The organism is Vibrio sp. 10N.247.311.12 (assembly GCF_041467515.1).
Lineage (GTDB): Bacteria > Pseudomonadota > Gammaproteobacteria > Enterobacterales > Vibrionaceae > Vibrio > Vibrio crassostreae_C.
In genome coordinates, this window is sequence record NZ_JBFSUV010000014.1 from 1 (window position 1) to 26103 (window position 26103).

The following is a 26103-nucleotide window of genomic DNA, read 5'->3' on the forward strand; positions in this document are numbered from 1 at the left end:
CAGCTAAATATCCGTTTAGATTCAAACAGTAATGCTTATCCGAACGGCATTGGACATGATTGTCGGCGTTTACGCTGTAGGTATGGATAAGTAAGAGGAAGTAACTACTTCGCCATAGTACTCAAAAACTCGGCTTCGAACTCTTCATCGGCTTCTCTTGTTAGGCACTCCACTAGCCATTCAATGCTTTGATGGTCTAGCTTACTGTTCACCACGAAGGCTTGCTTTACACCAGACTGACCTAGCTTCGCAGAGCCATAGTTCTTGAATGATTTGTTGCCGTGGTAATGGAGTGATTTGATTGCCTCCGCGTTAGGTTCTGGTAAGGCATCGAGGGTGTTGGCAAGTTGAATCACCAGCTCCATTGGGTTCTTAGATGATGAGATGCGATACAGAAAACCGCCCTCCACTCTTTGGCGCACCCAGTAATCAAAACCGCTGCAATCCATCACCTTATCACTGACCAGTGCGGCTTCGCTGCGATAGCCACACGGTTCAACCACCACTGGGGTGTGTTTGAATTCTGGCTGACCTGATGCGGCATCGGTATGAGGTAGGATCAGGTCACACGGCTTACTGTCTTTGGCAGTCGGTGCGTTCCAATGGATAGGCATGAAGACTTGTTCACGGCGCATCTCTTTGGTCACCACTAAGCGCGCTTGGCACTCCCCTTGTGCGCTGCGCACTTTCACCACAGGGTTAATAGTCGCGTGGTTGAAAGCATCTAGCCCAAACTCATCCAAGTTCAGTTCTGAAACGGTATCTGGGTGGATGGCGACAAACGGTTCTGGGGTGTGTTCACCTAAGCCTGCCGCCAAACCTGTGCGGCTCATGGTGTGCCATTGGTCTCTGATTCGGCCTGTGTTCATGATAAGTGGGAATTCAAGGCTGGTATCGGCAATCGGTTTGTCGTGCTCAACTGCAATAAACTGCGCTTTGCCTGATTCGGTAAAGAACTCACCATTGGTGAACATGCGTTGCTCAATGATCTCTGGTTGATACTCTAACACTGGCCATTGCTGTGGAGTGAGTTCGCCATAGCCTTTTTCATCCAGTTTGGTTAATCCAATTAAGCACAAATCACGCGCTTTGCCCGTTTCATTGCCGAGCGCTGTCATCTCGCAATACTCTTTGAAGATCTCACCTTCGTGACGGAACTCAAATTGCTCTTTGAATCCCATTTTTTGTGCGACTTCTTTTAGAATCCACCAATCGGGTTTGGCTTCCCCTGGGCTTGGTAATACACGGCGTTGGCGTGAGATTCGGCGTTCAGAGTTAGTCACGGTGCCCGACTTCTCGCTCCACCCTTGCGCGGGAAGCACCACATCGGCCAAGCGAGTGGTTTCAGTATCGGCAATGCAGTCCGACACCACCACAAATGGGCACTTCTCTAATGCCGCTTTGATCTTTTCACTGTCAGGCAGGCTCACAACTGGGTTGGTTGCCATAATCCACACCGCTTTGATTTTGCCTTCATTCATGGCATCAAACAGGTCAATCGCTTTTAAGCCCGCATGTGTGGCTAAGCTGTCGGTTTGCCAGAACTCACTCACCGTTTTGTGTGATTGCGGATCACCAAATTCAAAATGCGCCGCTAAGGTATTGGCTAACCCGCCCACCTCTCGCCCGCCCATTGCGTTCGGCTGACCTGTTACTGAGAATGGCCCCATGCCCGGTTTACCGATTTTCCCGGTCGCTAAATGGCAGTTGATAATGGCATTCACCTTGTCACACCCTTGTGTCGATTGGTTCACACCTTGGGAGTAAATGGTCAGCACCTTCTCGTTCGATGCAAACAAACTGTAGAACTGTTTCAGCTGCTGCTCTGTTAACCCTGTGAGCTCAGGAACGCTTTTGTCGCCCCAGCCCGACTGTGTATAACGATATTGAGTCGCAGATCGAATCGATTCAGTAAAGCCTTGGGTGTGGTTTTCTATGTAGTCTGCATCTAGCTTGTCGTTATCATCGAGGTAACCCAATAAACCATTGAACAATGCGACGTCTGAGCCTGATTCCAATGCCAAGTGAATGTCTGCGATTTCACAAGTGTCGGTATAACGCGGGTCTATGACGATGACTTTCAATGCAGGGTTGGCTTGTTTCGCGGCTCTTAATCTTTGGAAAAGTACCGGGTGACACCATGCTAAGTTGGAACCTGTAATCACGACGAGTTCGGCTTGCTCGAGATCTTCGTAGCAAACCGGTACTGTGTCTGCGCCAAATGCTCGCTTATGCCCGACCACGGTTGAAGCCATACACAACCTAGAGTTACTGTCGATGTTGCCACTACCAATGAAGCCTTTCATCAGTTTATTGGCAACATAATAGTCTTCGGTAAGCAGCTGACCAGATACATAGAACGCAACGGAATCGGCCCCAAATTCTTCGATGGTTTGATTGAATTTGTCTGCGACCAACTGAGTGGCACTGTTCCAATCTAGCTCTTGTTTTTGCTCATTCTGAATATGAGCAGGCTGTGTAAGACGACCTAAAGGCGTGACGGTGTCGCCGAGCGCAATCCCTTTAGTGCATAGCTTTCCATAGTTTGATGGATGATCTTTATCACCACGCACTTCTAGTTTTCCTAACGATGTCGGTCTCGCTTCTATTCCACACCCTACACCACAATAAGCACAGGTCGATTTTATCCAGCCGCTGTTTGAATCGGTCATCCGTTTCTCGCTCAATTATCCATAATTGTAATAACTGAAAATAAGCAAATAACACGCCACTTCATAGCAATCAACAAGCAAGAAATATTTAACAATAAAAACAAGATCTTAATAAACACAAACCTATCAGAAATGAGCAAAATAGAAATTAACCACGATAGAAACTTAATTTTTGCACCATCTTGCAGAAAGTTGCACCACAAACGCTCATTTATATAAATATAACAAAAATTTTACATACCACTTTAGGGGTAATTACGTGCCACCTGCAATTTTTAAATCACTGAAATATATATATTAAATTTTATTTAAATGAACAAATCGCAATCTGGCATCCTCCTTGCTCCACTAAAAACCAAGACTTAGAAAAAACATTTTTGTTTTTCTTGATGATTATGAATTGAGTGGAATCTCAACCCGGTATTCATCTGCTAACGACTAGAAATTAGATGCTAGTGATGGTGGCGCCGAGAATAAGGAATGGATTATGAGCAAGAAGAAAATCGTCGTTGTTGGTAACGGCATGGTTGGACACAAATTTATCGACAACATCCTGCAATCAGACAGTGATGAATTTGATGTGATTACTTTTAGTGAAGAGCCAAGGTTAGCGTACGACCGTGTTCAGCTGACGGCTTACTTTAATGGTAAAAGTGCTGATGACCTGTCATTGACCAGTGAAGAGTATTACCAAAGCAACGGCGTGAACTACTTGTTGAACCAGAAGGTTGCCAAGCTAGACACTGCCAATCAACAAGTCATCACTGAAAGTGGTCACGTTGAAAGTTACGACAAGCTAATCTTGGCGACGGGCTCTTTCCCTTTTGTTCCCCCTATTCCCGGTAACGATCAAGAACACTGTCACGTTTATCGGACTATTGAAGACTTAGACGCAATTGAACTATCAAGCAAAGGTAGCAAATCTGGCGTGGTGATTGGTGGTGGTCTGCTTGGCTTAGAGGCCGCAAACGCAGTCAAAAACCTTGGCTTAGAAACCCATGTGGTTGAATTTGCGCCTCGCCTGATGGCGGTTCAATTAGATGACGGTGGCGGTGCCCTATTACGCAGAAAGATTGAAGACCTTGGGGTGCAGGTTCACACCGAGAAAGCGACCTCTGAAATAGTCGACGGAGAAAACGCTCGCTACCGTATGAACTTTGCAGACGGCACCCACCTTGAAACCGATATGATCGTGTTCTCTGCGGGTATTCGCCCTCAAGATGCCTTAGCTCGCAGCTCTGATATCGCCATTGGTGAACGTGGCGGCATTGTGATTAACGATCACTGCCAAACCAACATCGACAACGTGTATGCGATTGGTGAATGTGCCCTTTGGGACAACAAGATCTTCGGCTTAGTCGCCCCTGGCTATTCAATGGCGAAAATCGCGGCTGCGCATATTGTCTCTGACGGTACTGACGACGCTGCGTTCACTGGCGCCGACATGAGCACCAAGCTCAAACTGCTTGGCGTCGATGTTGCCAGTATTGGTGAAGTGCACGGCAAGACAGAAGGTGCTCAATCGTATACCTACAACGATGAAATAGAACAAGTTTATAAGCGCCTGATCATCTCGGCTGACGGCACAAAGATTGTTGGTGCTGTGTTAGTGGGTGATGCAGAAGCCTACGGTTCGCTACTGCAAATCAAGCAAAATGATATGCCCCTTCCTGAAAACCCATCAGTGCTAATTTTACCTAACGTGGCCGATGATTCTGGCTCTGCAATGGGTGTTGAAGCTCTGCCTGATAGCGCTGTGATCTGTTCATGTTTTGATGTGACCAAAGGCGATATTAAAGAGGCCGTTTCAGCTGGCTGCACCACGATGGCGGCTCTAAAAGAAACCACCAACGCTTCAACAGGTTGTGGCGGTTGTTCTGCCCTTGCGAAACAAGTTCTGGATAGCGAGCTAAGTAACTTGGGTGTGGAAGTCTCTAACGATATCTGTGAGCACTTTGCTTATTCTCGCCAAGAGCTTACCGACATCATTCGCGTCAACAAAATCAAGACCTTCGACGAGCTGTTAGATTCTCACGGCAACGGATTGGGCTGTACTGTGTGTAAACCGGCTGTCGGTTCGATTCTGGCTTCGTACTGGAACGATTACATCCTTGAAGATCAACATATCGAGCTGCAAGACACCAATGACATCTACCTTGGCAACATGCAAAAAGACGGCACTTACTCCGTGGTTCCGCGTATTGCTGGCGGTGAAATCACTCCAGATAAATTGATCGTGCTTGGCGAAGTCGCTAAAGAATTCGACCTCTACACCAAAATCACCGGTGGTCAGCGTGTCGACTTGTTTGGCGCACAACTTAACGAACTGCCAATCATCTGGAAAAAGCTAATTGATGCAGGTTTTGAAACTGGGCATGCCTACGGTAAATCGGTTCGTACCGTGAAATCGTGTGTCGGTAGCACTTGGTGTCGATACGGCGTCGACGACAGTGTTGGCTTAGCGATTCGTCTTGAGAACCGCTACAAAGGCCTGCGTTCACCACACAAGATCAAGTTTGCGGTTTCTGGCTGTACTCGTGAATGTGCAGAAGCCCAATCAAAAGATTTTGGCATTATCGCCACCGACAAAGGTTGGAACCTCTACATCTGTGGTAACGGCGGTATGCGCCCTCGCCATGGTGACCTTTTCGCTACCGACCTTGATGAAACCACACTGCTGCAATACATCGACCGCATTCTGATGTTTTACACACGTACCGCAGACCGCCTACAGCGCACATCAGTATGGATGGAGAACCTTGAAGGCGGCATCGAATACCTCAAGCAAGTCGTGATTGAAGACAAGCTCAACGTTGCTGAAGAACTTGAGGCCGATATCGCCCTCAACATCGAAAAATACCAGTGTGAGTGGAAAACCACCATCGAAAACCCTGAAAAGATGAAACGCTTCCAGCACTACATCAACAGCGAAGAAATGGACACTAGCCTCTCTTTCATCAAAGAACGAGAGCAGCGTTTTCCTAAGCCGAGCTTGAGCTCTTCTTCCGATTCAAAACGCGATGAAAAGCTCGCTAAAGCAGACCAAATCGAAGTGACTGAGGTTTCATAAATTTCATCAGGTTCATCAATAAAAAAATAAAAACTCAATTTTAGACTAGGAGAAAGTCATGGAAAATTGGACAACCGTATGCAGCACCAGCGATCTAACCCCAAACGGGGGAATTTGCGCCAAAGTAGACGATAACCAAGTGGCTATTTTTTACTGCAAGCGCAGCGACACGCTTTATGGGCTCTCTAATTACGACCCTATCGGCAAGGCGAATGTGATGTCACGTGGTATAATTGGTTCATTAAGCGGAGAACCTTACGTGGCCTCACCCTTATACAAGCAGCATTACCACTTAGAAACTGGCGAATGTCTTGAACAGCCTGAGCTCAAGCTCGTGAAATTTGAAGTTCGCAAACAAGGAGAACAAGTTCAAGTTCTCGCACCACTTACTATCGCCAGTTAACTAAACCGCCGACACCATCATGCAAACGCTTATTAGCGTGCGCAATTTCGGCACAGGGTTTATGCACATTAAAAGCGTTCTAAGTTCGGAAGTAACGCAGGTGCACAAACCGGGTAATTTTCCAGATTTAAAGGATTTAAACCATGGATAACACTAAATTTTCGCTGCTTTCATTTACGGGTAAGATGAAGGTCTTACACCTAAGCTGGATGGCCTTTTTCATTACCTTTGTTGTGTGGTTCAACTTTGCCCCACTACTGCAAATGGTAAAAACTACGCTTGGTCTTTCTACTGAAGAGATCAAAACCCTCCTGATCCTCAACGTTGCATTGACCATTCCGGCACGTGTCGCAATAGGCATGCTAACCGATAGATACGGCCCAAGGTTGGTTTACTCTTCGCTACTCGCGGTCTGTTCTATCCCTTGTTTCATGTTTGCTCTGGCAGACTCTTTCATTCAAGCAGCAATCGCTCGTTTCCTACTGGGCTTCATTGGTGCAGGTTTCGTTGTCGGTATTCGTCTTGTGTCTGAATGGTTCCCACACAACGAACTGGGTACTGCAGAAGGTATTTACGGCGGCTGGGGTAACTTCGGTTCAGCAGCAGCGGCGTTCACACTTCCAACTCTCGCTCTAGCGTTTGGTGGTGAAGACGGCTGGCGTTATGCGGTCGGTATTACCGGCGTAATGAGCTTAGCGTTCTCGTTTATCTTCTACAAAAACGTGTCAGATACACCAAAAGGTTCGACTTACTTCAAGCCTGCTCAAGTAACAGCAATGGAAGTGACATCAAAGGGTGACTTTTTCTTCCTACTTATTATGAAGATCCCTATGTATGCCGCTTTAGCGCTACTGACTTGGAAGCTATCACCAAGCAACATCAACATGTTGTCTGACATGGCGGTTTACTCTGTGTATGCAGGTTTAGCAGCACTTTACGTGTACGAAGTGTCGCAAGTTTGGAAAGTAAACAAGAACGTATTTAAAGAAGAAGTGCCTGAGATTCACCAGTACAAGTTCAAGCAAGTAGCGGTACTTAACGTATTGTACTTCGCAACATTTGGTTCTGAACTGGCTGTGGTTTCTATGCTGCCACTGTTCTTCTCTGAAACCTTTGAATTAACACCGGTTCTTGCAGGTATGGTTGCATCGGCTTATGCCTTTATGAACCTAATGTCTCGCCCAGGTGGTGGTTGGATTTCAGATAAATTCGGTCGTAAACCAACACTGCTTATTCTAACGATTGGTCTTGCTGTGGGTTACTTCGCAATGGGTCAAGTCGACAGCACATGGCCTGTATGGCTAGCGGTTGTTGCGGCGATGGCGTGTTCTTTCTTCGTGCAAGCGGGTGAAGGTGCGGTATTCGCAACGGTTCCTCTAATCAAGCGTCGTATGACAGGTCAAATTGCAGGTATGACGGGCGCTTACGGTAACGTGGGTGCAGTAGTTTACCTAACTGTGTTGTCATTCGTGAGCTACCAAACCTTCTTCTTAGTGATTGCTGCAACAGCGGTACTTGGCTTTGTGACTCTACTGTTCATGGAAGAGCCTAACGGTCAAATCGCCGAAGTAAACGACGATGGCAGTGTCACGCTGATTAATGTTTCAAGCTAGGTCTGTACTATGAAGCATTGATATTATTGAATCGGGAGAAGCACCTTAGCGGATACATCAATGCTAGGTGCTTCGTTCAAAGGCTCTAAGTTCACTAGGGCTTTTGTTCTTCCTAGGATGTTCTGTCAAGGAAGCGGGAAGAAGAACAGTTAAGAAGAAGATCAGTTATGACAATTTCATTCAGCCAAGGGCAAGTCGTCACGCCAGAATCCAACAACCAGTTAACGCTTAAGTTTGGTGGTTATTCGAATAAAGGCATACGTGATGAAAATCAAGACGCCATCATTGTAAAGCACCCCAAAACTCGTACTGAGCAAGAGTTTAAAGGCAGTGTTGCCTGTATTGCAGACGGGGCAAGTTGCAGTGAATACGGCCAGAAAGCCAGTCACACCAGCGTGATGCAGTTTATCGACGACTATTACGCAACTCCCCAAAGCTGGAGCATTCAACGTTCGGCGCAAAAGGTCTTAACGTCCCTCAATTCTTGGCTCTTCAACACGTCTGTTTCTAATATTCATCCCGCACAACAAGTGAACCACAATGCCCTCGTTTCGACGTTCAGCAGCGTGATATTAAAATCAAACACCGCACATATATTCCACGTTGGCGACAGCCGCATTTACTTACTCAGAGATGGAGAATTACGCCAACTGACCCGCGACCACACGCGTAAAAATATGGGACAGAAGCATTATCTTACACGCGCCTTAGGCATGGACAACCAACTCAACGTTGACTATCAAACCCTGCCTATCAAGAAAAACGACTGCTTTATCCTGACATCTGATGGCGTGCACGAGTTTGTATCTCCCAACACCTTCAAAGAACACATCGATAAACCCGGAGCGGATTTCGAATACGCAGCGCAAACCATCTGTAACACCGCTTTAAGCCACAATAGCTCAGACAACGTGAGCTGCTTGATTGTGCAAGTCAGCCATCTGCCTAAACCTTCGCTGATTGAATTCCATGAGAAGCTGGCTAAACGGGCAATCCCACCCGCTTTAAAGCTCGGGCAAAGTATCGACAACTTCATGGTACTTGAGGTGTTGTATGCAGGGTCAAGAAGCCATGTGTATCGTGTGATGCAGAAAGAGACACAAACCGAGTTCGTGCTGAAAGTCCCTTCCGTTCAATATCACGATAGCCCTTCGCAACTCAGAGCTTTCTTTAATGAACAATGGGCGGGGATCTTGTTAAAAAACAAGAGAGTAATGAAGGTTTACCCGACGCCAGAGAACTCGCAATTCTTATACCAAATCTGCGAATGGGTAGAAGGTATCACCCTAAGACAATGGATGTACGACAACCCAAAACCGTCACTCAATGAAGTGCGCGACATATTAGAAAAGATCACTCAAGGCATTCGAGTATTACAACGTGCAGACATGGTGCACCGAGACTTAAAGCCCGAGAACATCATGATTCAACGTGATGGTGAGGTAAAAATCATCGACCTTGGTGCGGTATTAGTGAGAGGCCTTGAAGAGGGAGAGCTCACTGACAAGGACGACACACCATTAGGCGCGGTCAATTACATTGCACCCGAGACCATCAAGCACAACAGCGCGACCACCAGCTCTGATCTGTTCTCTATCGCTGTAATCGGCTATGAGATGCTAACCGGTGAATTACCCTACTCTGAAATGACCGCACAATCGCTTAAGCAATCTCGTCACCATCAATGGGAATACCAACCCATCACACAGAAACGAGCTGACTTACCAAGCTGGGTGGATTTGGTATTACAAAAAGCCTGCGCGGAATCACCAAGCGAACGTCATCAAGTGTTGGGGGATTTTGTAGCAGACCTTTACACACCAAACCAAAGCTTGGTGAAAAGCAAAGCCAAGCAACCTTTGATAAACCGAAACCCGATCCAGTTTTGGAAAGTGTTGGCTTTGTTGCTCGGCATTGTTGCGGTCGTAGAACTGGGGTTATTGTTAAACCCAAACTAGATACGTTTACGAATTAGCCTAATATAACCGCGTTTAGCCTCGTTTCACTAAGCTTCTTGGCACGAGTTCAATGCCAGCTTGGTAACGCTTAGCCGATGCATTCAGCGCCAAAGCAAAAGCGCTGTCGGCAATTACTTCAAACTGCTGAGGCAGTGAATGGACTTTAAAAGGCAAGAAGTCGAGCAGTCGGTTATCACCAAAGGTTGCCAGTTTTACTTGATTAATCAGCTCTGGCTTTTCAACCATCACATCCAACACACCCTCTAACAAAGTGTAAGACATAGTCACAATCGCATCAGGCACCGTGCCTTTAGCTATCCAGTCTTCAAAAACCTCGCGCCCTGATTCTCTATCAAAGTGTTCTCCATAACCCACTACCATCGGCTTGTTTTCTGCTAGCCTTGTTTGTTGAGTATGTGCTTTATTCGCCGCTTCAAAACCCAGCTGACGTTCACGTGAAATGTTCAGATCAGGCAGTGCTCCAATCAAACCAACACTATGAATACTGTCATCAAGAATCGAATGAGTCAGTTCAAATGCAGCCTCGAAATCTTCACTGATCACGCAGGCAAAGTGCTCATCATCTAAAGGACGGTCTATCGCGATGACTGGCGTACCTGAGTTTTGTAGCTTCAAGTAAAACTCATTAGCGTCTGCCATTGAGCTCGCCACCAGCAAGGCATCGATACGACGGCTTACCAAGGCTTCAGCGACCTTTCGCTCGGTTTCAGCGTCATCATCTGAGCAACCAATCAAAATCTGATAGCCCACTTTACGTGAGTTCTGCTCTATCAATTTTGCTAAACGCGCGTAACTGCTGTTTTCCAAGTCAGGAATAATCAAACCAAATGAACGGCTATTACCAGCGCGCAACGACGAAGCAGCATGGTCTGGTCGGTAGTTATACTCTTCCACGACTGCCATTACTTTCTGCTGAGTCTTTTCACTGATTCTGTATTTCTGCGCCTTGCCATTAATAACATAGCTGGCTGTCGTTTTCGACACACCGGCTAGTTTGGCAATCTCATCTAGTGTCATATGGGTGACCTGTATTTTGTGCGTAGGATCATATAACCAATCTTCTGATCCTTGGATTAGTTGAATTATATGCTGAATCGATTCAGTATAAAAGCTGAAAGGATTCAGCAAAATCTGAAAAGTGACTTCAATCATCCTTTTGAATGGATTGAGCGTCATTTGTCGTGATTCAGCTTCTTGTTGTTAACGAAACTGAAATTACGACACGCAGCAAAACTATTTTGAAAACCAAAATCGGCTTTGCTGAATTTTTTTACACTGAATGCTGAACCGATTCAGCTATTATAAAACAAAGAGTTAAGCAACAAGTTAAGCTCCATGAATCTTGCTCTAGACTGAATCGTAGCGATACACAAATTCTCAAGCGATACGCTAAAGAGGCACCATGCTTAAATTATCAAAATCTGACATCACTCTAGGCCAAACTGCCGAAGACAAATTCAAAGCTATCCAAAACATTGCTGGCGACCTAACCGCGAAAGGCTTAGTTGACTCTGGTTACGTTGAAGGAATGCTGAACCGTGAAAACCAGAACTCTACGTTCCTAGGTAACGGCATCGCGATTCCTCACGGAACGACGAATACTCGTGGCCTAGTAAAAGAGACAGGCGTTGCGGTACACCACTTCCCTGAAGGTATTGATTGGGCAGACGGCAACCGTGTTTACGTAGCAATTGGTATTGCAGCGAAATCTGACGAGCACTTAGGCATTCTTAAGCAACTAACAAAGGTTCTAGCGGCAGACGGTGTTGAAGAGAAATTAAAGCAAGCTAAATCAGAAGACGAAATCATCGCCCTACTTAACGGCGAAGTTCAGCTAGAAGCCGACCTAGACGCTTCTTTAGTTCAGCTACTATTCCCAGCAAGCGACATGGTTCAAATGTCGGCAGTGGCAGGCGGCCTACTTAAGAACACAGGTTGCACAGACAACACATTCGTTGCCGACCTAGTGACAAAAACACCAACTCACCTAGGCCAAGGCCTGTGGTTGTTGGGTAGTGATAAAGGTGTAACTCGCACTGGCGTGTCTTTCGTTTCAACAGCGAACCATTGTGAATTCGAAGGCACACCGGTTAAAGCATTGGTGGCATTTGCTGCTTGTAACAGCGCGCACCAATCGATCCTAGCAAACCTAAGCAAGATGGTTTTCGAAGGTAAACAGCAACAACTGCTAACCGCTGACGCAGCGCAAGTGATTGGTTTTCTGAAAGGTGAAGCGGTTTCTACAGCTTCTCAAGACGATGACAACTGCGCAGTATTCAAAATCAAAAACGCACACGGCCTGCACGCTCGTCCGGGTGCAATGCTAGTCGCTGAAGCGAAGAAGTTTGAATCAACTATCCGCGTTTCAAACCTAGATGGCGACGGAAAAGAAGTGAACGCGAAGAGCTTGATGAAAGTAATCGCACTTGGCGTTAAACACGGCCACCAGCTTCAGTTTGTTGCTGAAGGTGAAGATGCAGCACAAGCACTTGAATCGATTGGTAAAGCTATCGCTTCAGGCCTTGGCGAAGGTTAAGGAATAGATATGTCTGATAAACAAATCAAAGCCGTTACCGTTACGCTAAACCCTGCTCTCGACCTAACTGGCGCTATCGACGCACTTAACGTGGGTTCAGTGAGCCTAGTGAACAAAGGCTCTCTACATGCGGCAGGCAAAGGCGTAAACGTAGCAAAAGTACTTTCAGAGCTTGGCGCGAAAGTGACCGTAACAGGTTTCCTTGGTCGCAATAACGAAGAAGCCTTCTGCCAACTGTTCGAACAGATGGGCGCAACTGACCGCTTTATCCGTGTAGATGGCGCGACTCGTATCAACGTGAAGTTGGTAGAGAACTCAGGCCAAGTAAGCGACATCAACTTCCCAGGTGTTCCTGTTGATGCTGACGCGATTAAAGCGTTCGAAGAAACCCTATTAGAACTTGCTGAAACGCACGATTACTTCGTGATTGCAGGCAGCTTGCCACAAGGTATCTCTCCTGAGCTTTGCGCTTCTTGGGTTCAACGCTTACACGATTTAGGTAAGAAGGTTCTATTTGATAGCAGCCGTGACGCACTTAAAGCCGGTATCAATGCACAACCATGGTTGATCAAACCAAACGATGAAGAGCTGTCTCAGCTGTTCAATGCAGAGCTGACAACTCGTGACCAATGCCAACACGCGGGCCAAGCCCTAAGTGAAAAAGGCATCGAGAACATCGTGGTATCACTTGGCGCTGAAGGCGTGATGTGGCTTAACCAAGGTGAATGGTTACATGCTCAACCACCGCGCATGCAAGTAGTAAGCACGGTAGGCGCAGGCGACACCTTAGTTGCTGGTCTATGTTGGGGTCACATGCAACAGATGCCAAAACCAGAACTTATTAAATTCGCAACCGCCCTATCTGCTCTAGCAGTTTCACAGGTAGGCGTGGGCATCACCAGCCAACAAGAGCTGGATTCAGTACTACAAAATATCCAATTACAGTCGCTTAGTGCTCCAACTAGCCAGTTAGACACAAGCAAATAGGACAAAAGGTTTATTATGAATATTACCATTATCACAGCTTGCCCTAGTGGCGTAGCAAACAGCATCATCGCAGCAGGCTTGTTAGAGCAAGCGACAAAAGCACTGGGTTGGAACGCCGCTATTGAATGTCAATCAAGCGTGTTACCTGATTCAACTGTATCGCAAGACGCTATCGACAGCAGCGACGTTGTAGTTATCGCAGCTAACAAAAATGTTGATAAAGCTCGTTTTGTTGGTAAGAAAGTGTACCAAGCAGCTATCTCTGAATGCACAGCTGATGCAAAAGCATTCCTAGAGAAAGCGGTAGCAGAAGCAACGGTATTAGACGCTTCTCAAGCTGAAAGCACTGTTGAAGTGACCGGTACCTCTCCAAACTCTTCTACAACAGCAAGCACAGGCAGCAAGAAGATCGTAGCGATTACCGCTTGCCCAACTGGTGTTGCACACACCTTTATGGCAGCTGAAGCGCTTGAAGCAGAAGGCAAACGCCTAGGTCACCAAATCAAAGTGGAAACTCGCGGCTCTGTAGGTGCGAAAAACCAACTGACAGACCAAGAAATCGCAGACGCTGATCTAGTTATCATCGCAGCAGACATCGACGTTCCTCTGGATCGTTTTAACGGCAAAGCGCTATACAAAACAACGACAAGCCCTGCTTTGAAGAAAACAAAGCAAGAGATGGAAAAAGCATTCGCAGAAGCTAAACCATACCAACACACAGCATCTTCAAATTCAGCGCCTGCTGACGAGAAGAAAGGCGTATACAAGCACCTAATGACAGGTGTATCGCACATGCTTCCAGTAGTGGTTGCGGGTGGTTTGATCATCGCACTCTCTTTCGTATTCGGTATCGAAGCGTTTAAAGAAGAAGGCACACTGGCTGCAGCACTGATGACTATCGGTGGTGGCTCCGCATTCGCACTGATGATTCCTGTTCTTGCTGGTTTCATTGCATTCTCAATTGCTGACCGTCCGGGTCTGGCTCCAGGCCTAATCGGCGGTATGCTGGCTAGCTCAACAGGCGCAGGCTTCCTAGGTGGTATCGCAGCGGGTTTCATTGCAGGTTACGCAGCGAAATTCATTGCCGACAAGGTTCAACTTCCACAATCCATGGAAGCCCTCAAGCCAATCTTGATCATTCCGTTTATCGCGAGTTTGTTCACTGGTCTTGTGATGGTTTACATCGTGGGTGGCCCTGTTTCTGGCGTGATGAGCGCGATGACAACTTTCCTAAACAACATGGGAACGTCTAATGCGATTCTTCTGGGTGTGATTCTAGGCGCAATGATGTGTTTCGACCTTGGTGGTCCGGTAAACAAAGCGGCTTACACATTCGGTGTTGGTCTACTGGCTTCGCAAACTTACGCACCAATGGCAGCTATCATGGCAGCAGGTATGGTTCCAGCTCTAGGTATGGGCCTTGCGACTTTCCTAGTGAAAGACAAGTTTGAAGCAGGCGAGCGTGAAGCAGGTAAAGCATCATTCGTTCTTGGCCTATGTTTCATCTCTGAAGGTGCAATCCCATTCGCAGCGAAAGATCCAATGCGTGTTATCCCAGCTTGTATGGCAGGTGGTGCACTAACAGGTGCTCTATCAATGATGTTTGGTGCTCAGCTAATGGCTCCACACGGCGGTCTATTCGTACTACTGATTCCTGGTGCTATCTCTCCAGTTCTAATGTACCTATTGGCGATTGCAGCAGGTACAGCGGTAACAGGCTTTGGTTACGCGGCTCTTAAAAAGATGAGTGACTCTAAGGTAACTGCAGAGGCTTAATCCCCCTACTCTGGTTAACGGTTCAGCCCGATAACCAGAGGCTCTTGATAACCGGTTTCTTGGTAAAACGGCTCCTTAAAACAAAGGCTCCTCATTTGAGGAGCCTTTTTATTGTTCATGTATTTTCCGGTCGGAATGAGTTAAGTGCAATATTGGTATATTTGATTAGCTAGTAAGCGTTTCTTCAAAGACACCCAATTCACGACCAAGCCAGATCGCTCGTACTGTGTGATCCAAAGTTTCTTCACCGCCAGTTACAGGGTGAATAAGCACCGACATATCACCGCGTTCTTGCTCAAGCCATTCAACAATGCCCGACTCTTTGTTCGCAAAGTGAATCTCAAACATTGGCATCTTATGTGGACCAACCAAACGCTGTATTAGTGGAAAAACCTCTAATACATCTTTACGTTCCGATAGAATTTTCTGACGTAGTGTTTCTGCCTGCTCTGCAAATCGCAGAGGGAAATAGATATGACCGTGGTACATGGCACCATCCTTTAGAATTATGATACGCGCAGTTTAACCTGCTTTCTCTAGCAAGGACAGTCAACCAATGGCAGCCGAAGTATTAAACATCATGTAGAAGACTGATCTAGCTGAAATTTCTAGAGCATTCCAACAAAAACGCCACACGTAGTTTCAGTGTGGCGTTTGTTTTTAAGCTATAAAATGCTTTAGCAATAATTAGCGTTAGTAAATTGAATCAACATTCAAAGGACTGTTGTTTGGTTTCTCTAGTTTTAATTGTTCAACCGCACTAAGACCTTTAGAGCTAATTCCGCCACTATAAGACTTCGTGCCATCAGCATTAGTCATGGACGTTTCGCCCACGTTCCAAACTTCAAAGAAGTCACTTAAGTCATAGTTTGAAACATAAGAAGCGCACACCATCATTAGGTCTCCACCAGAAAGCCCAGTCTCGCTAGCACTACAATAGTTCGTATTCGAGTCGCCTTCTCTATCACCTCGAGCTTTACGGTGCATAAGTTTGAACATGTTCCAGCCTTCATCTTCACCATACACATCAGATTGGCTTGCGCCGCGTGTATACCAATCATCAATTGCAAAGTTCGATTTTGCCCAGATTTTTAGCTGACCAAACATAACTAATCGTAAACCTGCATCACCATGTGACCACGCATGTTCATTATTAAGCTCTAGCCATTTAGGTGCTTTCTTAATATCCGATTTAATACGATCCATTTCAGGGTTTGCATTGCGCCCCTCTAACTCCTGCATATACAACGCAAGAAGGTTATTGGTCACTTCTGTACTACCAGCCGCAAGGAAAGGAGCTGATGCTAAGTTGTGACCAACTTCATGCCACAACAACCAATCGTTCACAGGGTTGGTTGGAATGTATGTCCGATTTGCGTTAAAGCTTGAATTCATCACTGGGTAGCCAGAGTGAGCAGCGCCAATCGAAATCTGCACGTCATTCACAAAACGATGGCGGAACGCATTCAGTTCTGGATAAGTGAACCTACGGTGTAAACCAGTGCTTTGTTTCTCATCACGCCCGTAGAAGTCACTTGCCGCTTCAGCGAATCGATTCATATCTGTTGCGAATTGGTTCAAATCAGCGGATTCTAGATTCCTGATTGGTGTAGTGTAAATAAATGAACCCGTATCGATTTCTGCAATTGGTGCGTCTGCCGATTGAATAGTGTTAATCCACTGTCCCTCTTTCCACCAAGCCGCTTTTAACGCGCCATCAATGCTAAACGAGACTTCACCAAGCTCTTTTACTTTCGGTTGAATGTAAATAAGGCCACCATATGGAACCTTGAAAGTTAAGCTCGAACCATTGTAGTCAAAGCTGGTTTGCATACGTGGAGGGCGTTTCAAACTCGTTTCGTGATTCGGCTTACCTGTAAGATCATCCGCGATCATCACAGTAATCGTAGCTGCCACGCCATCTTGAATAGTTACTTCTTGTAATTGAGGTGCCCACAGACCTGTCGATTGATTGTTTCCTGCCGAATACGTCACCGCTTTACCGTTGGTCTGAACCATTACCGTACTTGACGAAGATGCCCCCGAAGTTCGACCCGGATACATTGTGGTATCAACAACGATTTCATGATCCCAGAATGAGCGCCCCAACATAATACGAGTCAGAGGTTTCTCCATGTAATTTAATGGATAGCTAGGATTCAACTGCCCAGATAACTCACCTTCGCCATGAATCATTCCATTAGCGACTAACGACGCTTTTAAGTCAACAGGACACTGTGCATCCATTGTGTCTGTTTGATGTAAGTCTTCGGTATAACAGTTAAGGAACTGAACAGCCTGCTTGAACCCCAACTCATCTTGTATTTCTGTTTCAAAATGGTATGCGTTGTCATTCCACATCCAAACAGACAGGTTATCAAACGCTTGATTCAATTCGCTGTTAGACAGACGCTTACCTTGAGTACCTTTTGTTCTATAGTAAATTTCATGCTCATAAAGCGCCGTAAAGTTAGTGCCCAAGTTCGCCGCTTTAACCATGCTACCAACAACAGCTTCACTTACTTCATAGCGATCAAAGTCTGCGCGATAATAAGCACCGCGAACAGTAACACCGTCTCCAGAACGAGTCTCAATACAGTTAAATTCATATTCATAATCGTTTGTACAAAGATCAGTTCCAACAAATGCAGATTGCAGTTCTTTGATCGCCGCTTCACGCTCTTCTGCCGATTCAACAAAGATACGTGCGGATTTTTTCTCCATTACTGTTACACCAGACGCATCAAGCACTGGCTTCCCTTCAGCGTCTAACTTAGTAACCTCATAAGTCGGGATCTCAAACTTAATCTTGGACTCATCTTTGATCCACTCAACCGTACCATCTTGATTTACCGTGAATGGAGGCTCTCCTTGGTTATCTTGAAAACGCTCAAGAACCAACATTTCCTTTTGACTCTTCACGTGAAGATTAGGATAAGGTGCTTGGCAGTAATAAGAGCTACCGCAGAAAGCTTGGTTTGTCGGCGTAACGTTTTCACCACCTAGTGAAACACCAGCGGCATCCGCCAAGCGTCCAATAGGTTCAGGGTTTGTCGTTTGAATAGCATCCATAAATAAGATATTGCCGCCGTCATTAACATAGTTGATAAGAGCGGTAATATCGTCTTGGCTTAAGTTCGGGTTATCCAAGTCAGCAACAAACTGGTTAGTCATGCCATCTTGAACCAACTTAGGGGGATATGCCTGAAGGATCAAAATCGGCGTAGTACTCGCATCTAAACCATCAAAGTCACCTGAGCCACGCTTTTCTACTGATGCAAAACCATACTGAGGACTAACAAAAAACGTGTACTGCTTACCCATTGTGGAGTGGTGATAAGCCGAATAGGCTTGGTCAATATTGGTCACTGCATTCATCCCAGCAATAGGCAAACCATTATTGAACCACTCAAACAAGTTCGAGAAAAACAACCTCATGCTGCCTTGGTCATCATGTAGTAGGTTTTCAAACTTCGAAACAGTGCACTGTTGTTTGTTGCTGTCGATATGTAATGTGCGATTAGCCCAATAATTCTCTGGGCATGACAGAATACTTGGATATAAGCCATTGCCCATGAACACGACCTTACCTTTGCCTATCTCGCCTGCAGTAACGAATGGGAAACCATAAGTCGCGTTGTCTTCAGAGACTAAAGGAATCGGAGGCATCGAGATACTTGGGTGTTGTGCGATGTAAGGTTTGCCTTCACGAGTCCAAGCCTGCTTCTCACCAAAATAAAGCTGACGGTTTTTATCAGTTCTTGGCATCATCACAGGGAATGCTCTGTTCGATATGTTCAGAGCTCGCATACCACGGGTATACCCCGTCGCACCGTAAAAACTACCATTGTCATTGAAAACATGGAATGTGGTGACGTTGTGGAAGATTTGCTGCAGAGACTCCGTAACATACTGACCAGAATCCATAGATAAAACGGCAGGTTGACGAACATAATCCATAAACTGAGGCGTTTGGCGCAGCTGCTCATCAATGACTGCCGTTAACCCTTGGCTAAACTGACCAACAAACTCATTAGGAAGTTCGAAGTCTGTACCCTCTATCAGCCCCCCATTTGGCAGAGTTAGGTTGATCAACTCATTTATAACGTTAGGGTAATTTGAAAAGGTATCTTGGACTTCTTCAGATATCTCATAATAACTTACATGATCAACCGCATAGCGCTCTAGTAATGACTGGATATTCGCTTTCTCAACCACATTATTGGTCACATCAGACAATTTATAAGCAACCTGATTACCCGTAATGGAGCCAAACTCAAACGTATCAATACCAAAAACGATTCTGTCGCCCCACAGGTACTCAAAGACTCCCTCTTCATCCGTCACGCCCGTCGCGTTAGCCGAAAAGAAACTGATCCCAGAAATCGGCGTACCATTAGCGTCTGTAAGCTTACTGCGAGTTAACACCTTACCTTCAACACTTGGCTTATAAGCATAGGTAGACTCCGCGTCTGCAGAAACAAAACCAGCGTTAAGGTTATTGTCCGCATTAGGGTCAACCGCAGGAACAACAGTTGTGTCTACGTGTGAACTAGGAGCCTTACCTACTTCATCTGTAGACTCCTCTTCTTTCGATGAAAAGTACGCATCGACAGCATCTTGATCATCAAGCTGCGAGAACACATCCTCAATATCAAAAGCATCCAGCTCTTTTAGACAGATAGCACTTTCAGTCTCACAAACATCAATTGATTCGAGTACCTTGGTAACGTTGTCTCCATGTAATTCTGTCAACTCAAATGCCGCATGAAGCGCATCATTTGAAATCGTGCTTTCTGTGACTTCGGGGAAAGGAGCCGTGAAATCACCTAAAGTAAGGTGACCCAAGGTACAGCTAAAACTCACGCCTTGTTTTACACTGAACGTTCCGTTTTCAAGATGAATGCCGTCACAGTACACATCTCCAGAAACAAACGCCCCGCTCGACAACAGTGAACCGATGTAAGTTGTTGGGGGAATAATATCTGTTGGTGGAATAATGTCAGTCGGCGGAAGAATATCCGTTGGTGGTACAATATCTGTCGGAGGAAGAATGTCCGTTGGTGGTACAATATCTGTTGGAGGAGCCGTATCAGGGCCACCACTATAGCTTAGTGAGTCGTGATTACACCCTAAAAGAGCCGTGGATATGATAGCCAACGCAATTAAGTTTTTTTTCATTGAGCGAAGTTAGTCGTAATTTAAAGTGGACCGTTATCTTATAGATTTACTCCACCTCGATGACTATTGTTTTTTGTCTTAACCACAAAGACCATTACTCATAAGCGATTGAATAAGAAAAACAAAATGATAATTGAGACTCTCATTCCAATTACAAAACCTCTCCCTACCTTAAAACGGAAAAACGCCATATCTCGATTGAGATATGGCGTTTCAATTAGCCATTAACATTAAGACCGATAGGGTATATCTGCCAAAAACACGTTCAAAAAAGAACTAAGGCTTAAGCTTTAAAACTCGGTCAATGTCTTCTGCAGAATGGCGCTCTGGTACTTGCTCCCACTCTTCGCCAAATGAACGATTAACCACTCGGCCGCGTTGGAAACCTTCACGCGCTTCTAGCTGCTTCGCCCAGCGCACAACGTTGGTGTAAGACTCAACTTGTAGAAATTCGGCTGCGTCGTAAATTTTGCCAAGTACTAAGTTACCGTACCAAGGCCAAATCGCGATATCTGCAATAGACAGCTCTTCACCCGCAACAAAAGTGCTGTTAGCAAGTTGCTTGTCTAACACATCTAGTTGACGCTTAGCTTCCATTGCGAAGCGGTTAATTGGGTACTCTTGCTTTTCATCCGCGTAAGCGTAGAAGTGACCAAAACCACCACCTAGGAATGGCGCAGAACCTTGTGCCCAGAACAACCAGTTAATGGTTTGTGTTCTTGCTGCCCCTTTTTTTGGTAAGAAGTGACCAAATTTTTCTGCTAGATGCATCAAGATAGATGCCGATTCGAATACATTCACGTCTTCGTCACCAGACTTGTCGACAAGTGCTGGTATTTTGGAGTTTGGATTCACGCCAACAAAACCAGAAGAGAACTGATCAGCCTCACCAATGTTGATCAAGTACGCATCATATTCAGCTTCTTTAACACCCGCCGCTAACAACTCTTCCAGCAAGATAGTGACTTTTTGACCGTTAGGTGTGCCAAGAGAATACAATTGAAAAGCATGGTCACCAACAGGAAGCTCTTTATCAAAGCGAGCTCCAGATTCAGGACTATTGATGTTTGCCCACTTGTTACCACCAGCAGTATCGTTAACCCAAACTTTTGGCGGAGTGTATTGTTCTGACATGATATTTCCTTATTAATATAGGGTCTCACAAACTGATATTAGGTCACATGCCTGCGGTTAAAACCCCTGAATACGATTTATTTTCAAACTGTTAAGCATGGCTTATTCCAGAAAGACATAACCCGCTTAAGCGTTAGTGTGTAGAAGGTAAGTCTGTATTCAAACTTCAATCTAATATCGATAAGTCCACTGCATCATTTAGCAATGATTTTACGAACGACATACCGACAGCTTCAAGAAAGCTGTGATAAAATCGGGGTATTACAATTGATAAGGATTTGGCAATGTCTTCTGATTTCACAGGTTCGAGTGCAGCGTATGCTCGCCAAGAGAAAGGCTACCGCGAAAAAGCACTAAAACTGTACCCTTGGGTTTGTGGTAAATGTGCGCGCGAATTTGTTTACTCAAACCTCCGAGAGCTTACCGTTCACCACGTGGATCACGACCATACAAACAACCCTGAAGATGGCAGCAACTGGGAGCTACTGTGCCTGTACTGTCACGATCATGAGCATTCAAAATACACTGACCATGAGCGTTATGGTGTGGATGCAAAAGCGAGTTTAGATGATCATCAGTCAGCGACACACAACCCGTTCGCCGATCTCGCTAAGATGATGAAGAAATAACACACCTTCAGAGTAGTCTTTGGTAGATGGTAACTGCTAGATAATAGATACATAACAAGTAACCCCAGTATGTCACCATACTGGGGTTTCTTTTATCTGCCGTCATAACCACATAATAGAGTTCAGGTAGGCAGGATCAAAAAAGCCTTCCGAAGAAGGCTTTTTAAGAATCAAATCGAATTATGCTGCCGCTTGCTTGCGAGACTCTTCTACCTTCTTAGCGCGTTGTTTTAGCGTCAATTTATCGCGGTATGCAAACCAAACGTAAGACACAACCACTAAGAAGAACAGGTATGACAATGAGAAAATGAACGGCGATTGAATGATATCGTTCGAGATACCCCAAGAAACACCGATAACAGTAACTGCAATTTTCGCAAAAAAGCCACACATCAATAGCACTAATGCCAACTGTGGGAAACGCGTACTGCGGAATGCAAGCCAGTAGCAACTACCAACTGCTAGAGCCGCAACATAGAAGCCGAATAGGAAAGAGTGAATATGGTCAGCTGCCGCTACACCACCAGAAATTGACATCAATAAAATTAAAAACAGTTTCATAATACTCGCCTCACCATAAGTTGGAAACGCATCCTTTCAAATTTGGAATCTCAGTTTGCATACTATTTTCCCACTTTTTACGGACAACACAACCCCTCCAATCGAACAAAATGTAAGCAAAAGTACTAACAAAAATCACCCTTAACAATTGCTTAACATTCTGTTTTTAATAAAACTCCGTTACTCCTTGTCTCATATGAGCAAAGCGCTGTTACGATTTATTTTGTTACACAAATTTAACCTTGGAAATTAATTAAAATTATTTGTAACTCTGTGATATCAGCACGCAATACGCGTCTATTCAAAAACCATCACCTCAAAATCCCTGAAATAATAAGAAGACAGAGCGAAAAAGAACAAAATAGAGAGGTGTTAAAAACATTTCAAAAACCAATGAAAAACAACTTATTAACAAATTGAATTTAATTTACCAAAAATGGAAAAAGAGATTCCAATCACTTTTTAATTGGTTATAATCCGCGCTCTTTTGCGCTATCTGTTGATAAACGCAAACTAATTTTGAAGAAACAATCACAATAACCCGTCTTTAGTTAAGTGGCTCTCCACTAACCGATGACAAAACTGAGAATAAAAATGAGCAAGATTGATAAAGCAACACGTATCCTGCTAGCAGGCTTCTGTATCAACCTTTGTCTTGGCATCCTGTATGCTTGGAGTGTATTTAACAAAGCGCTAGTAACTGAAGCTGGTTGGAGTGCTGCTGAAGCATCTTCACCTTACGCTATTGCAACTATCACATTCTCTGTTTCTCTTCTTGTTGCGGGCATCCTACAAGACCGTATGGGGCCACGTAAGATCCTTATCTTAGGTACAGCGCTTACAGGCCTAGGTATGATTGCTTCTGGTTTCGCTACAACGCCTATGATGCTGAACATCACGTTCGGTATTATAACAGGTGCAGGTATCGGCTTCGGTTACGCATGTCTGTCTCCATCAGCAATGAAGTGGTTCCACTCTTCTAAGAAAGGTATGGTTAACGGTCTTATCGCAGCAGGCTTCGGTCTTGCGGCTATTTACCTAGCACCAGTAACTTCTGCGCTAATCGACAGCATGGGTATCCAAACTAGCTTTATGATTCTTGGTGTTGGTGTACTTGCAATCGCAGTACCTCTAGCAGCAACAATCAACAACCCACCAGCGGATTACACGCCAGCTGAGCCTAAAGTAAAAGCAGGCCAAGCTCCTAAAGCGGTTAAGAAGACTGAAGACCTAACTTGGAAAGTAATGCTGAAGACTCCTCAGTTCTACTCTCTATGGATCATGTACGCATTCGCTGCATCTGTTGGTCTAATGATCATCGGTAACATCACTACAATTGCTAGCGTTCAAGCTAACCTGCCAAACGCAGTTTACCTAGCGTCTATCCTTGCAGTATTCAACTCAGGCGGCCGTGTTGCTGCGGGTATGCTTGCAGATAAAATCGGTGGCGTACGTACTCTACTTCTAGCGTTCATCCTTCAAGGCGCGAACATGGCTCTATTCGCTACGTTCAACTCTGAATTCACGCTAATCATTGGTACGGCTATCGCAGCGGTTGGTTACGGTACGCTTCTAGCAGTATTCCCAACACTAACTGCTGAGTTCTACGGCCTGAAAAACTACGGTACTAACTACGGCGTGCTTTACACGGCATGGGGTATCGGCGGCGCTATCGGTGCAGCAGTTGTTGGCTTCTCAATGTCAAACGGCGAAGGTTACGGCCTAGCTTACACAATCTCTGCAGTTATGATGGCAGTGTGTATTGTTCTAGCAATCATCACTAAACCAATCTCTGAAGCTAAAGTTGCTGAACTAAAAGCATCACAAGCTTAATCAACAGAAAAGATTGAATTTGTTACTGAAGAGCTTAACCTTAGGGTTAGGCTCTTTTTGTATCAAGCGACTTCTCCATTGACGACCGAAACCACTCTTCAGCTCTCCCCCACTTATTATCTCGACAACTTCAATCGACTGGTTGAACACGCTCAAACACTCTACCCCGATCTTCTGAGTGATGATGAATGTCGTTGGTTGTCCGCATACAAACGTCTTTCTGTGTCAAGCCAATGCCTAATGGTTCGTTTGCTTTCTCGTAAAGGCCGTTGGTTTCGCAGCGATAAACTCAACTATGTTGAGATCCCAGATCTAAAGACCGTACTGCAAGAGCTAAACAGCTCAGGCTTCATTGGGTTGAGTCATCCCGAAGAACAGCATGACCTCGCCATTAGTGAGGTCGAGCTCGGGTTTCACTTGCTCACCAAACCAGAGCTGTTGAGTGTATTCCCCGCCCTTAAGAGCCATAGAAATGCCAAGAAAGACGAGCTGTTGTTACGGCTTGATCAGCAACCTTTTGATCAATTTCAAAACCTCTCTTTCGACTGTATTTACGTCATCGAATCTCAAGTGATTGATGTATTACTGTTGCTGTTCTTTGCCAACACCTATCAAGACTTAAGTCAGTTCGTGTTAAGCGACCTTGGGCTAAACACCTTTGAGAACTACCCATTAAGCAAGCAACACCGCTTCTTCACCTCTAGGGATCAGCTCAATCAATTAATCCAGATGCGCGATATTCAACGCTTGTATTCAGAAGGTGACCGCAAAGATGGCGAGTTTCTGGAACTGCTTTTAAATGCGATTCCTGAAGAATCAGAACACAGAAGTATTGCCAGAAAACGATCGCGTTTGATCAATGATATTGCTCGCGATCTTGAAAGGCTTAATCTAAACGACCAAGCTATCTTTTGGTTCAGACAATCTACACTTCCTCCGAGCAGAGAACGACTTGCACGCATCTATGATAAGCAAGGTACGCTAGACTTAATGTGTGACATTGTCACGCAAATGAAAGCTACTCCATCGGATGTGTCAGAGTTGGAAATCGCTATTAAGCTTGAAGACCGGCTGCTACGGAAACAGGAGCACAAAGTTTCACGAACCATAAAGCCGAGCTGCAAAGAGTTAAAACTGGAATTAGACCTCAGCCAAACTCGAGTCGAGCTTGCGGTAAAGCAGCATTTTGAGAACCAAGGTTGGGACGTCTACTTTTCAGAAAACAGTTTTCTGTGTGGCTTGTTTGGTTTGGCTTTCTGGGATGTCATTTTCGCAGACGTTGAAGGCGCCTTTATCAATCGTTACCAACATCGACCATTGGATCTGTACCATTCAGATTTCGTAGACAAGCGAGCCGAACAGATTGAAGCCGTGTTTCAAACGATATCCAAACATGGGCTGAACCATTTTCTTGATACTTACGATGAAAAGCAAGGTATCGCGAACCCCTTTGTTCATTGGAATTATTTTCCTAAAGCACTCATCGAACACGGCATGGCTTCAATTCCAAATGCCTTGGTTGTAGACCTCTTCAAAGTGATATTGAGTGACTTAAAGCTATTTAGAACTGGGATGCCGGATTTGATTGCGTTCAAGGGCGATGAGTTTCATTGGATTGAAGTCAAAGGCCCTGGCGATAAACTGCAAGACAACCAGTGGCGCTGGATCAAAGAGTTTGAGCGATTGTCTGTCCCCTTCTCTGTTTGTTACGTCAATCAATGAGTCTTAG

The 26103-nt window shown here is 45.3% G+C and carries 16 protein-coding genes; 10 read left to right on the forward strand and 6 right to left on the reverse strand.

Annotation, left to right across the window (positions count from 1 at the left end; all coding sequences use genetic code 11):
• Nucleotides 1-104: 104 nt before the first annotated feature.
• Nucleotides 105-2687 (reverse strand): molybdopterin oxidoreductase family protein, encoded by a 2583-nt coding sequence (locus tag AB6E30_RS08075; RefSeq protein WP_372103207.1) that lies wholly within the window; start codon nucleotides 2685-2687, stop codon nucleotides 105-107.
• Between the two features lie 472 nt (nucleotides 2688-3159).
• Between AB6E30_RS08075 and nirB the strand changes: the two genes are divergently transcribed.
• The 4 genes from nirB (at nucleotide 3160) to AB6E30_RS08095 (ending at nucleotide 9716) form a co-directional block, all read left to right on the forward strand.
• The gene (gene nirB / locus AB6E30_RS08080; RefSeq protein ID WP_372103210.1) at nucleotides 3160-5742 is read left to right on the forward strand and encodes a nitrite reductase large subunit NirB; all 2583 of its coding nucleotides are present in this window, start codon (nucleotides 3160-3162) and stop codon (nucleotides 5740-5742) included.
• 58 nt (nucleotides 5743-5800) lie between these two features.
• Nucleotides 5801-6145: a nitrite reductase small subunit NirD gene (nirD, locus tag AB6E30_RS08085; protein ID WP_136977923.1), complete on the forward strand. Its 345-nt coding sequence runs from the start codon at nucleotides 5801-5803 to the stop codon at nucleotides 6143-6145.
• Nucleotides 6146-6288: 143 nt separating this feature from the next.
• Nucleotides 6289-7758, forward strand: coding sequence for a NarK family nitrate/nitrite MFS transporter (locus AB6E30_RS08090; protein ID WP_017060867.1), 1470 nt, complete (start codon nucleotides 6289-6291; stop codon nucleotides 7756-7758).
• A gap of 167 nt (nucleotides 7759-7925) precedes the next feature.
• Nucleotides 7926-9716: a protein kinase domain-containing protein gene (locus AB6E30_RS08095; protein ID WP_372103213.1), complete on the forward strand. Its 1791-nt coding sequence runs from the start codon at nucleotides 7926-7928 to the stop codon at nucleotides 9714-9716.
• A gap of 33 nt (nucleotides 9717-9749) precedes the next feature.
• Here AB6E30_RS08095 and cra read toward each other — a convergent pair whose 3' ends face one another.
• The gene (cra, locus tag AB6E30_RS08100; RefSeq protein WP_372103216.1) at nucleotides 9750-10754 is read right to left on the reverse strand and encodes a catabolite repressor/activator; all 1005 of its coding nucleotides are present in this window, start codon (nucleotides 10752-10754) and stop codon (nucleotides 9750-9752) included.
• A 385-nt stretch (nucleotides 10755-11139) separates the two neighbouring features.
• Between cra and fruB the strand changes: the two genes are divergently transcribed.
• From fruB to fruA, 3 genes are read left to right on the forward strand one after another with little or no spacing between them, the layout of a single operon-like run.
• Nucleotides 11140-12273 carry a fused PTS fructose transporter subunit IIA/HPr protein gene (fruB, locus tag AB6E30_RS08105; RefSeq protein ID WP_372103219.1) on the forward strand — a complete coding sequence of 378 codons (1134 nt, stop codon included), beginning with the start codon at nucleotides 11140-11142 and terminating at the stop codon, nucleotides 12271-12273.
• A 9-nt stretch (nucleotides 12274-12282) separates the two neighbouring features.
• Nucleotides 12283-13260, forward strand: coding sequence for a 1-phosphofructokinase (gene pfkB, locus AB6E30_RS08110; protein WP_017090852.1), 978 nt, complete (start codon nucleotides 12283-12285; stop codon nucleotides 13258-13260).
• 15 nt (nucleotides 13261-13275) lie between these two features.
• Nucleotides 13276-15036 carry a PTS fructose transporter subunit IIBC gene (gene fruA / locus AB6E30_RS08115; protein ID WP_102319848.1) on the forward strand — a complete coding sequence of 587 codons (1761 nt, stop codon included), beginning with the start codon at nucleotides 13276-13278 and terminating at the stop codon, nucleotides 15034-15036.
• Nucleotides 15037-15201: 165 nt separating this feature from the next.
• Here fruA and AB6E30_RS08120 read toward each other — a convergent pair whose 3' ends face one another.
• From AB6E30_RS08120 to yghU, 3 genes are all read right to left on the reverse strand, one after another.
• On the reverse strand, nucleotides 15202-15525 hold the full coding sequence (locus tag AB6E30_RS08120; protein WP_017064766.1) for a DOPA 4,5-dioxygenase family protein: 324 nt from the start codon (nucleotides 15523-15525) through the stop codon (nucleotides 15202-15204).
• 204 nt (nucleotides 15526-15729) lie between these two features.
• The gene (locus AB6E30_RS08125; protein ID WP_372103222.1) at nucleotides 15730-20217 is read right to left on the reverse strand and encodes an SslE/AcfD family lipoprotein zinc metalloprotease; all 4488 of its coding nucleotides are present in this window, start codon (nucleotides 20215-20217) and stop codon (nucleotides 15730-15732) included.
• Nucleotides 20218-20493: 276 nt separating this feature from the next.
• The gene (gene yghU, locus AB6E30_RS08130) at nucleotides 20494-21351 is read right to left on the reverse strand and encodes a glutathione-dependent disulfide-bond oxidoreductase (RefSeq protein WP_102332906.1); all 858 of its coding nucleotides are present in this window, start codon (nucleotides 21349-21351) and stop codon (nucleotides 20494-20496) included.
• Nucleotides 21352-21635: 284 nt separating this feature from the next.
• Between yghU and AB6E30_RS08135 the strand changes: the two genes are divergently transcribed.
• The gene (locus AB6E30_RS08135; protein ID WP_017060876.1) at nucleotides 21636-21980 is read left to right on the forward strand and encodes a YajD family HNH nuclease; all 345 of its coding nucleotides are present in this window, start codon (nucleotides 21636-21638) and stop codon (nucleotides 21978-21980) included.
• 180 nt (nucleotides 21981-22160) lie between these two features.
• Here the strand turns inward: AB6E30_RS08135 and AB6E30_RS08140 are convergent, their stop codons facing one another.
• The gene (locus tag AB6E30_RS08140; protein WP_017064770.1) at nucleotides 22161-22541 is read right to left on the reverse strand and encodes a hypothetical protein; all 381 of its coding nucleotides are present in this window, start codon (nucleotides 22539-22541) and stop codon (nucleotides 22161-22163) included.
• A gap of 594 nt (nucleotides 22542-23135) precedes the next feature.
• Between AB6E30_RS08140 and AB6E30_RS08145 the strand changes: the two genes are divergently transcribed.
• Nucleotides 23136-24374 (forward strand): OFA family MFS transporter, encoded by a 1239-nt coding sequence (locus tag AB6E30_RS08145; RefSeq protein ID WP_102319844.1) that lies wholly within the window; start codon nucleotides 23136-23138, stop codon nucleotides 24372-24374.
• A gap of 57 nt (nucleotides 24375-24431) precedes the next feature.
• The gene (locus AB6E30_RS08150; protein ID WP_102397908.1) at nucleotides 24432-26096 is read left to right on the forward strand and encodes a VRR-NUC domain-containing protein; all 1665 of its coding nucleotides are present in this window, start codon (nucleotides 24432-24434) and stop codon (nucleotides 26094-26096) included.
• Nucleotides 26097-26103 lie beyond the last annotated feature (7 nt).

Bases quoted from the DNA above. Each gene is read 5' to 3' on its own strand.
- AB6E30_RS08145 (WP_102319844.1), top strand. From the start codon at position 23,136: ATGAGCAAGATTGATAAAGCAACACGTATCCTGCTAGCAGGCTTCTGT.
- AB6E30_RS08125 (WP_372103222.1), bottom strand. From the start codon at position 20,217: ATGAAAAAAAACTTAATTGCGTTGGCTATCATATCCACGGCTCTTTTA.
- AB6E30_RS08135 (WP_017060876.1), top strand. From the start codon at position 21,636: ATGTCTTCTGATTTCACAGGTTCGAGTGCAGCGTATGCTCGCCAAGAG.
- AB6E30_RS08140 (WP_017064770.1), bottom strand. From the start codon at position 22,541: ATGAAACTGTTTTTAATTTTATTGATGTCAATTTCTGGTGGTGTAGCG.
- AB6E30_RS08095 (WP_372103213.1), top strand. From the start codon at position 7,926: ATGACAATTTCATTCAGCCAAGGGCAAGTCGTCACGCCAGAATCCAAC.
- cra (WP_372103216.1), bottom strand. From the start codon at position 10,754: ATGACACTAGATGAGATTGCCAAACTAGCCGGTGTGTCGAAAACGACA.
- nirB (WP_372103210.1), top strand. From the start codon at position 3,160: ATGAGCAAGAAGAAAATCGTCGTTGTTGGTAACGGCATGGTTGGACAC.
- fruA (WP_102319848.1), top strand. From the start codon at position 13,276: ATGAATATTACCATTATCACAGCTTGCCCTAGTGGCGTAGCAAACAGC.
- fruB (WP_372103219.1), top strand. From the start codon at position 11,140: ATGCTTAAATTATCAAAATCTGACATCACTCTAGGCCAAACTGCCGAA.
- AB6E30_RS08090 (WP_017060867.1), top strand. From the start codon at position 6,289: ATGGATAACACTAAATTTTCGCTGCTTTCATTTACGGGTAAGATGAAG.
- nirD (WP_136977923.1), top strand. From the start codon at position 5,801: ATGGAAAATTGGACAACCGTATGCAGCACCAGCGATCTAACCCCAAAC.
- yghU (WP_102332906.1), bottom strand. From the start codon at position 21,351: ATGTCAGAACAATACACTCCGCCAAAAGTTTGGGTTAACGATACTGCT.
- AB6E30_RS08120 (WP_017064766.1), bottom strand. From the start codon at position 15,525: ATGTACCACGGTCATATCTATTTCCCTCTGCGATTTGCAGAGCAGGCA.
- pfkB (WP_017090852.1), top strand. From the start codon at position 12,283: ATGTCTGATAAACAAATCAAAGCCGTTACCGTTACGCTAAACCCTGCT.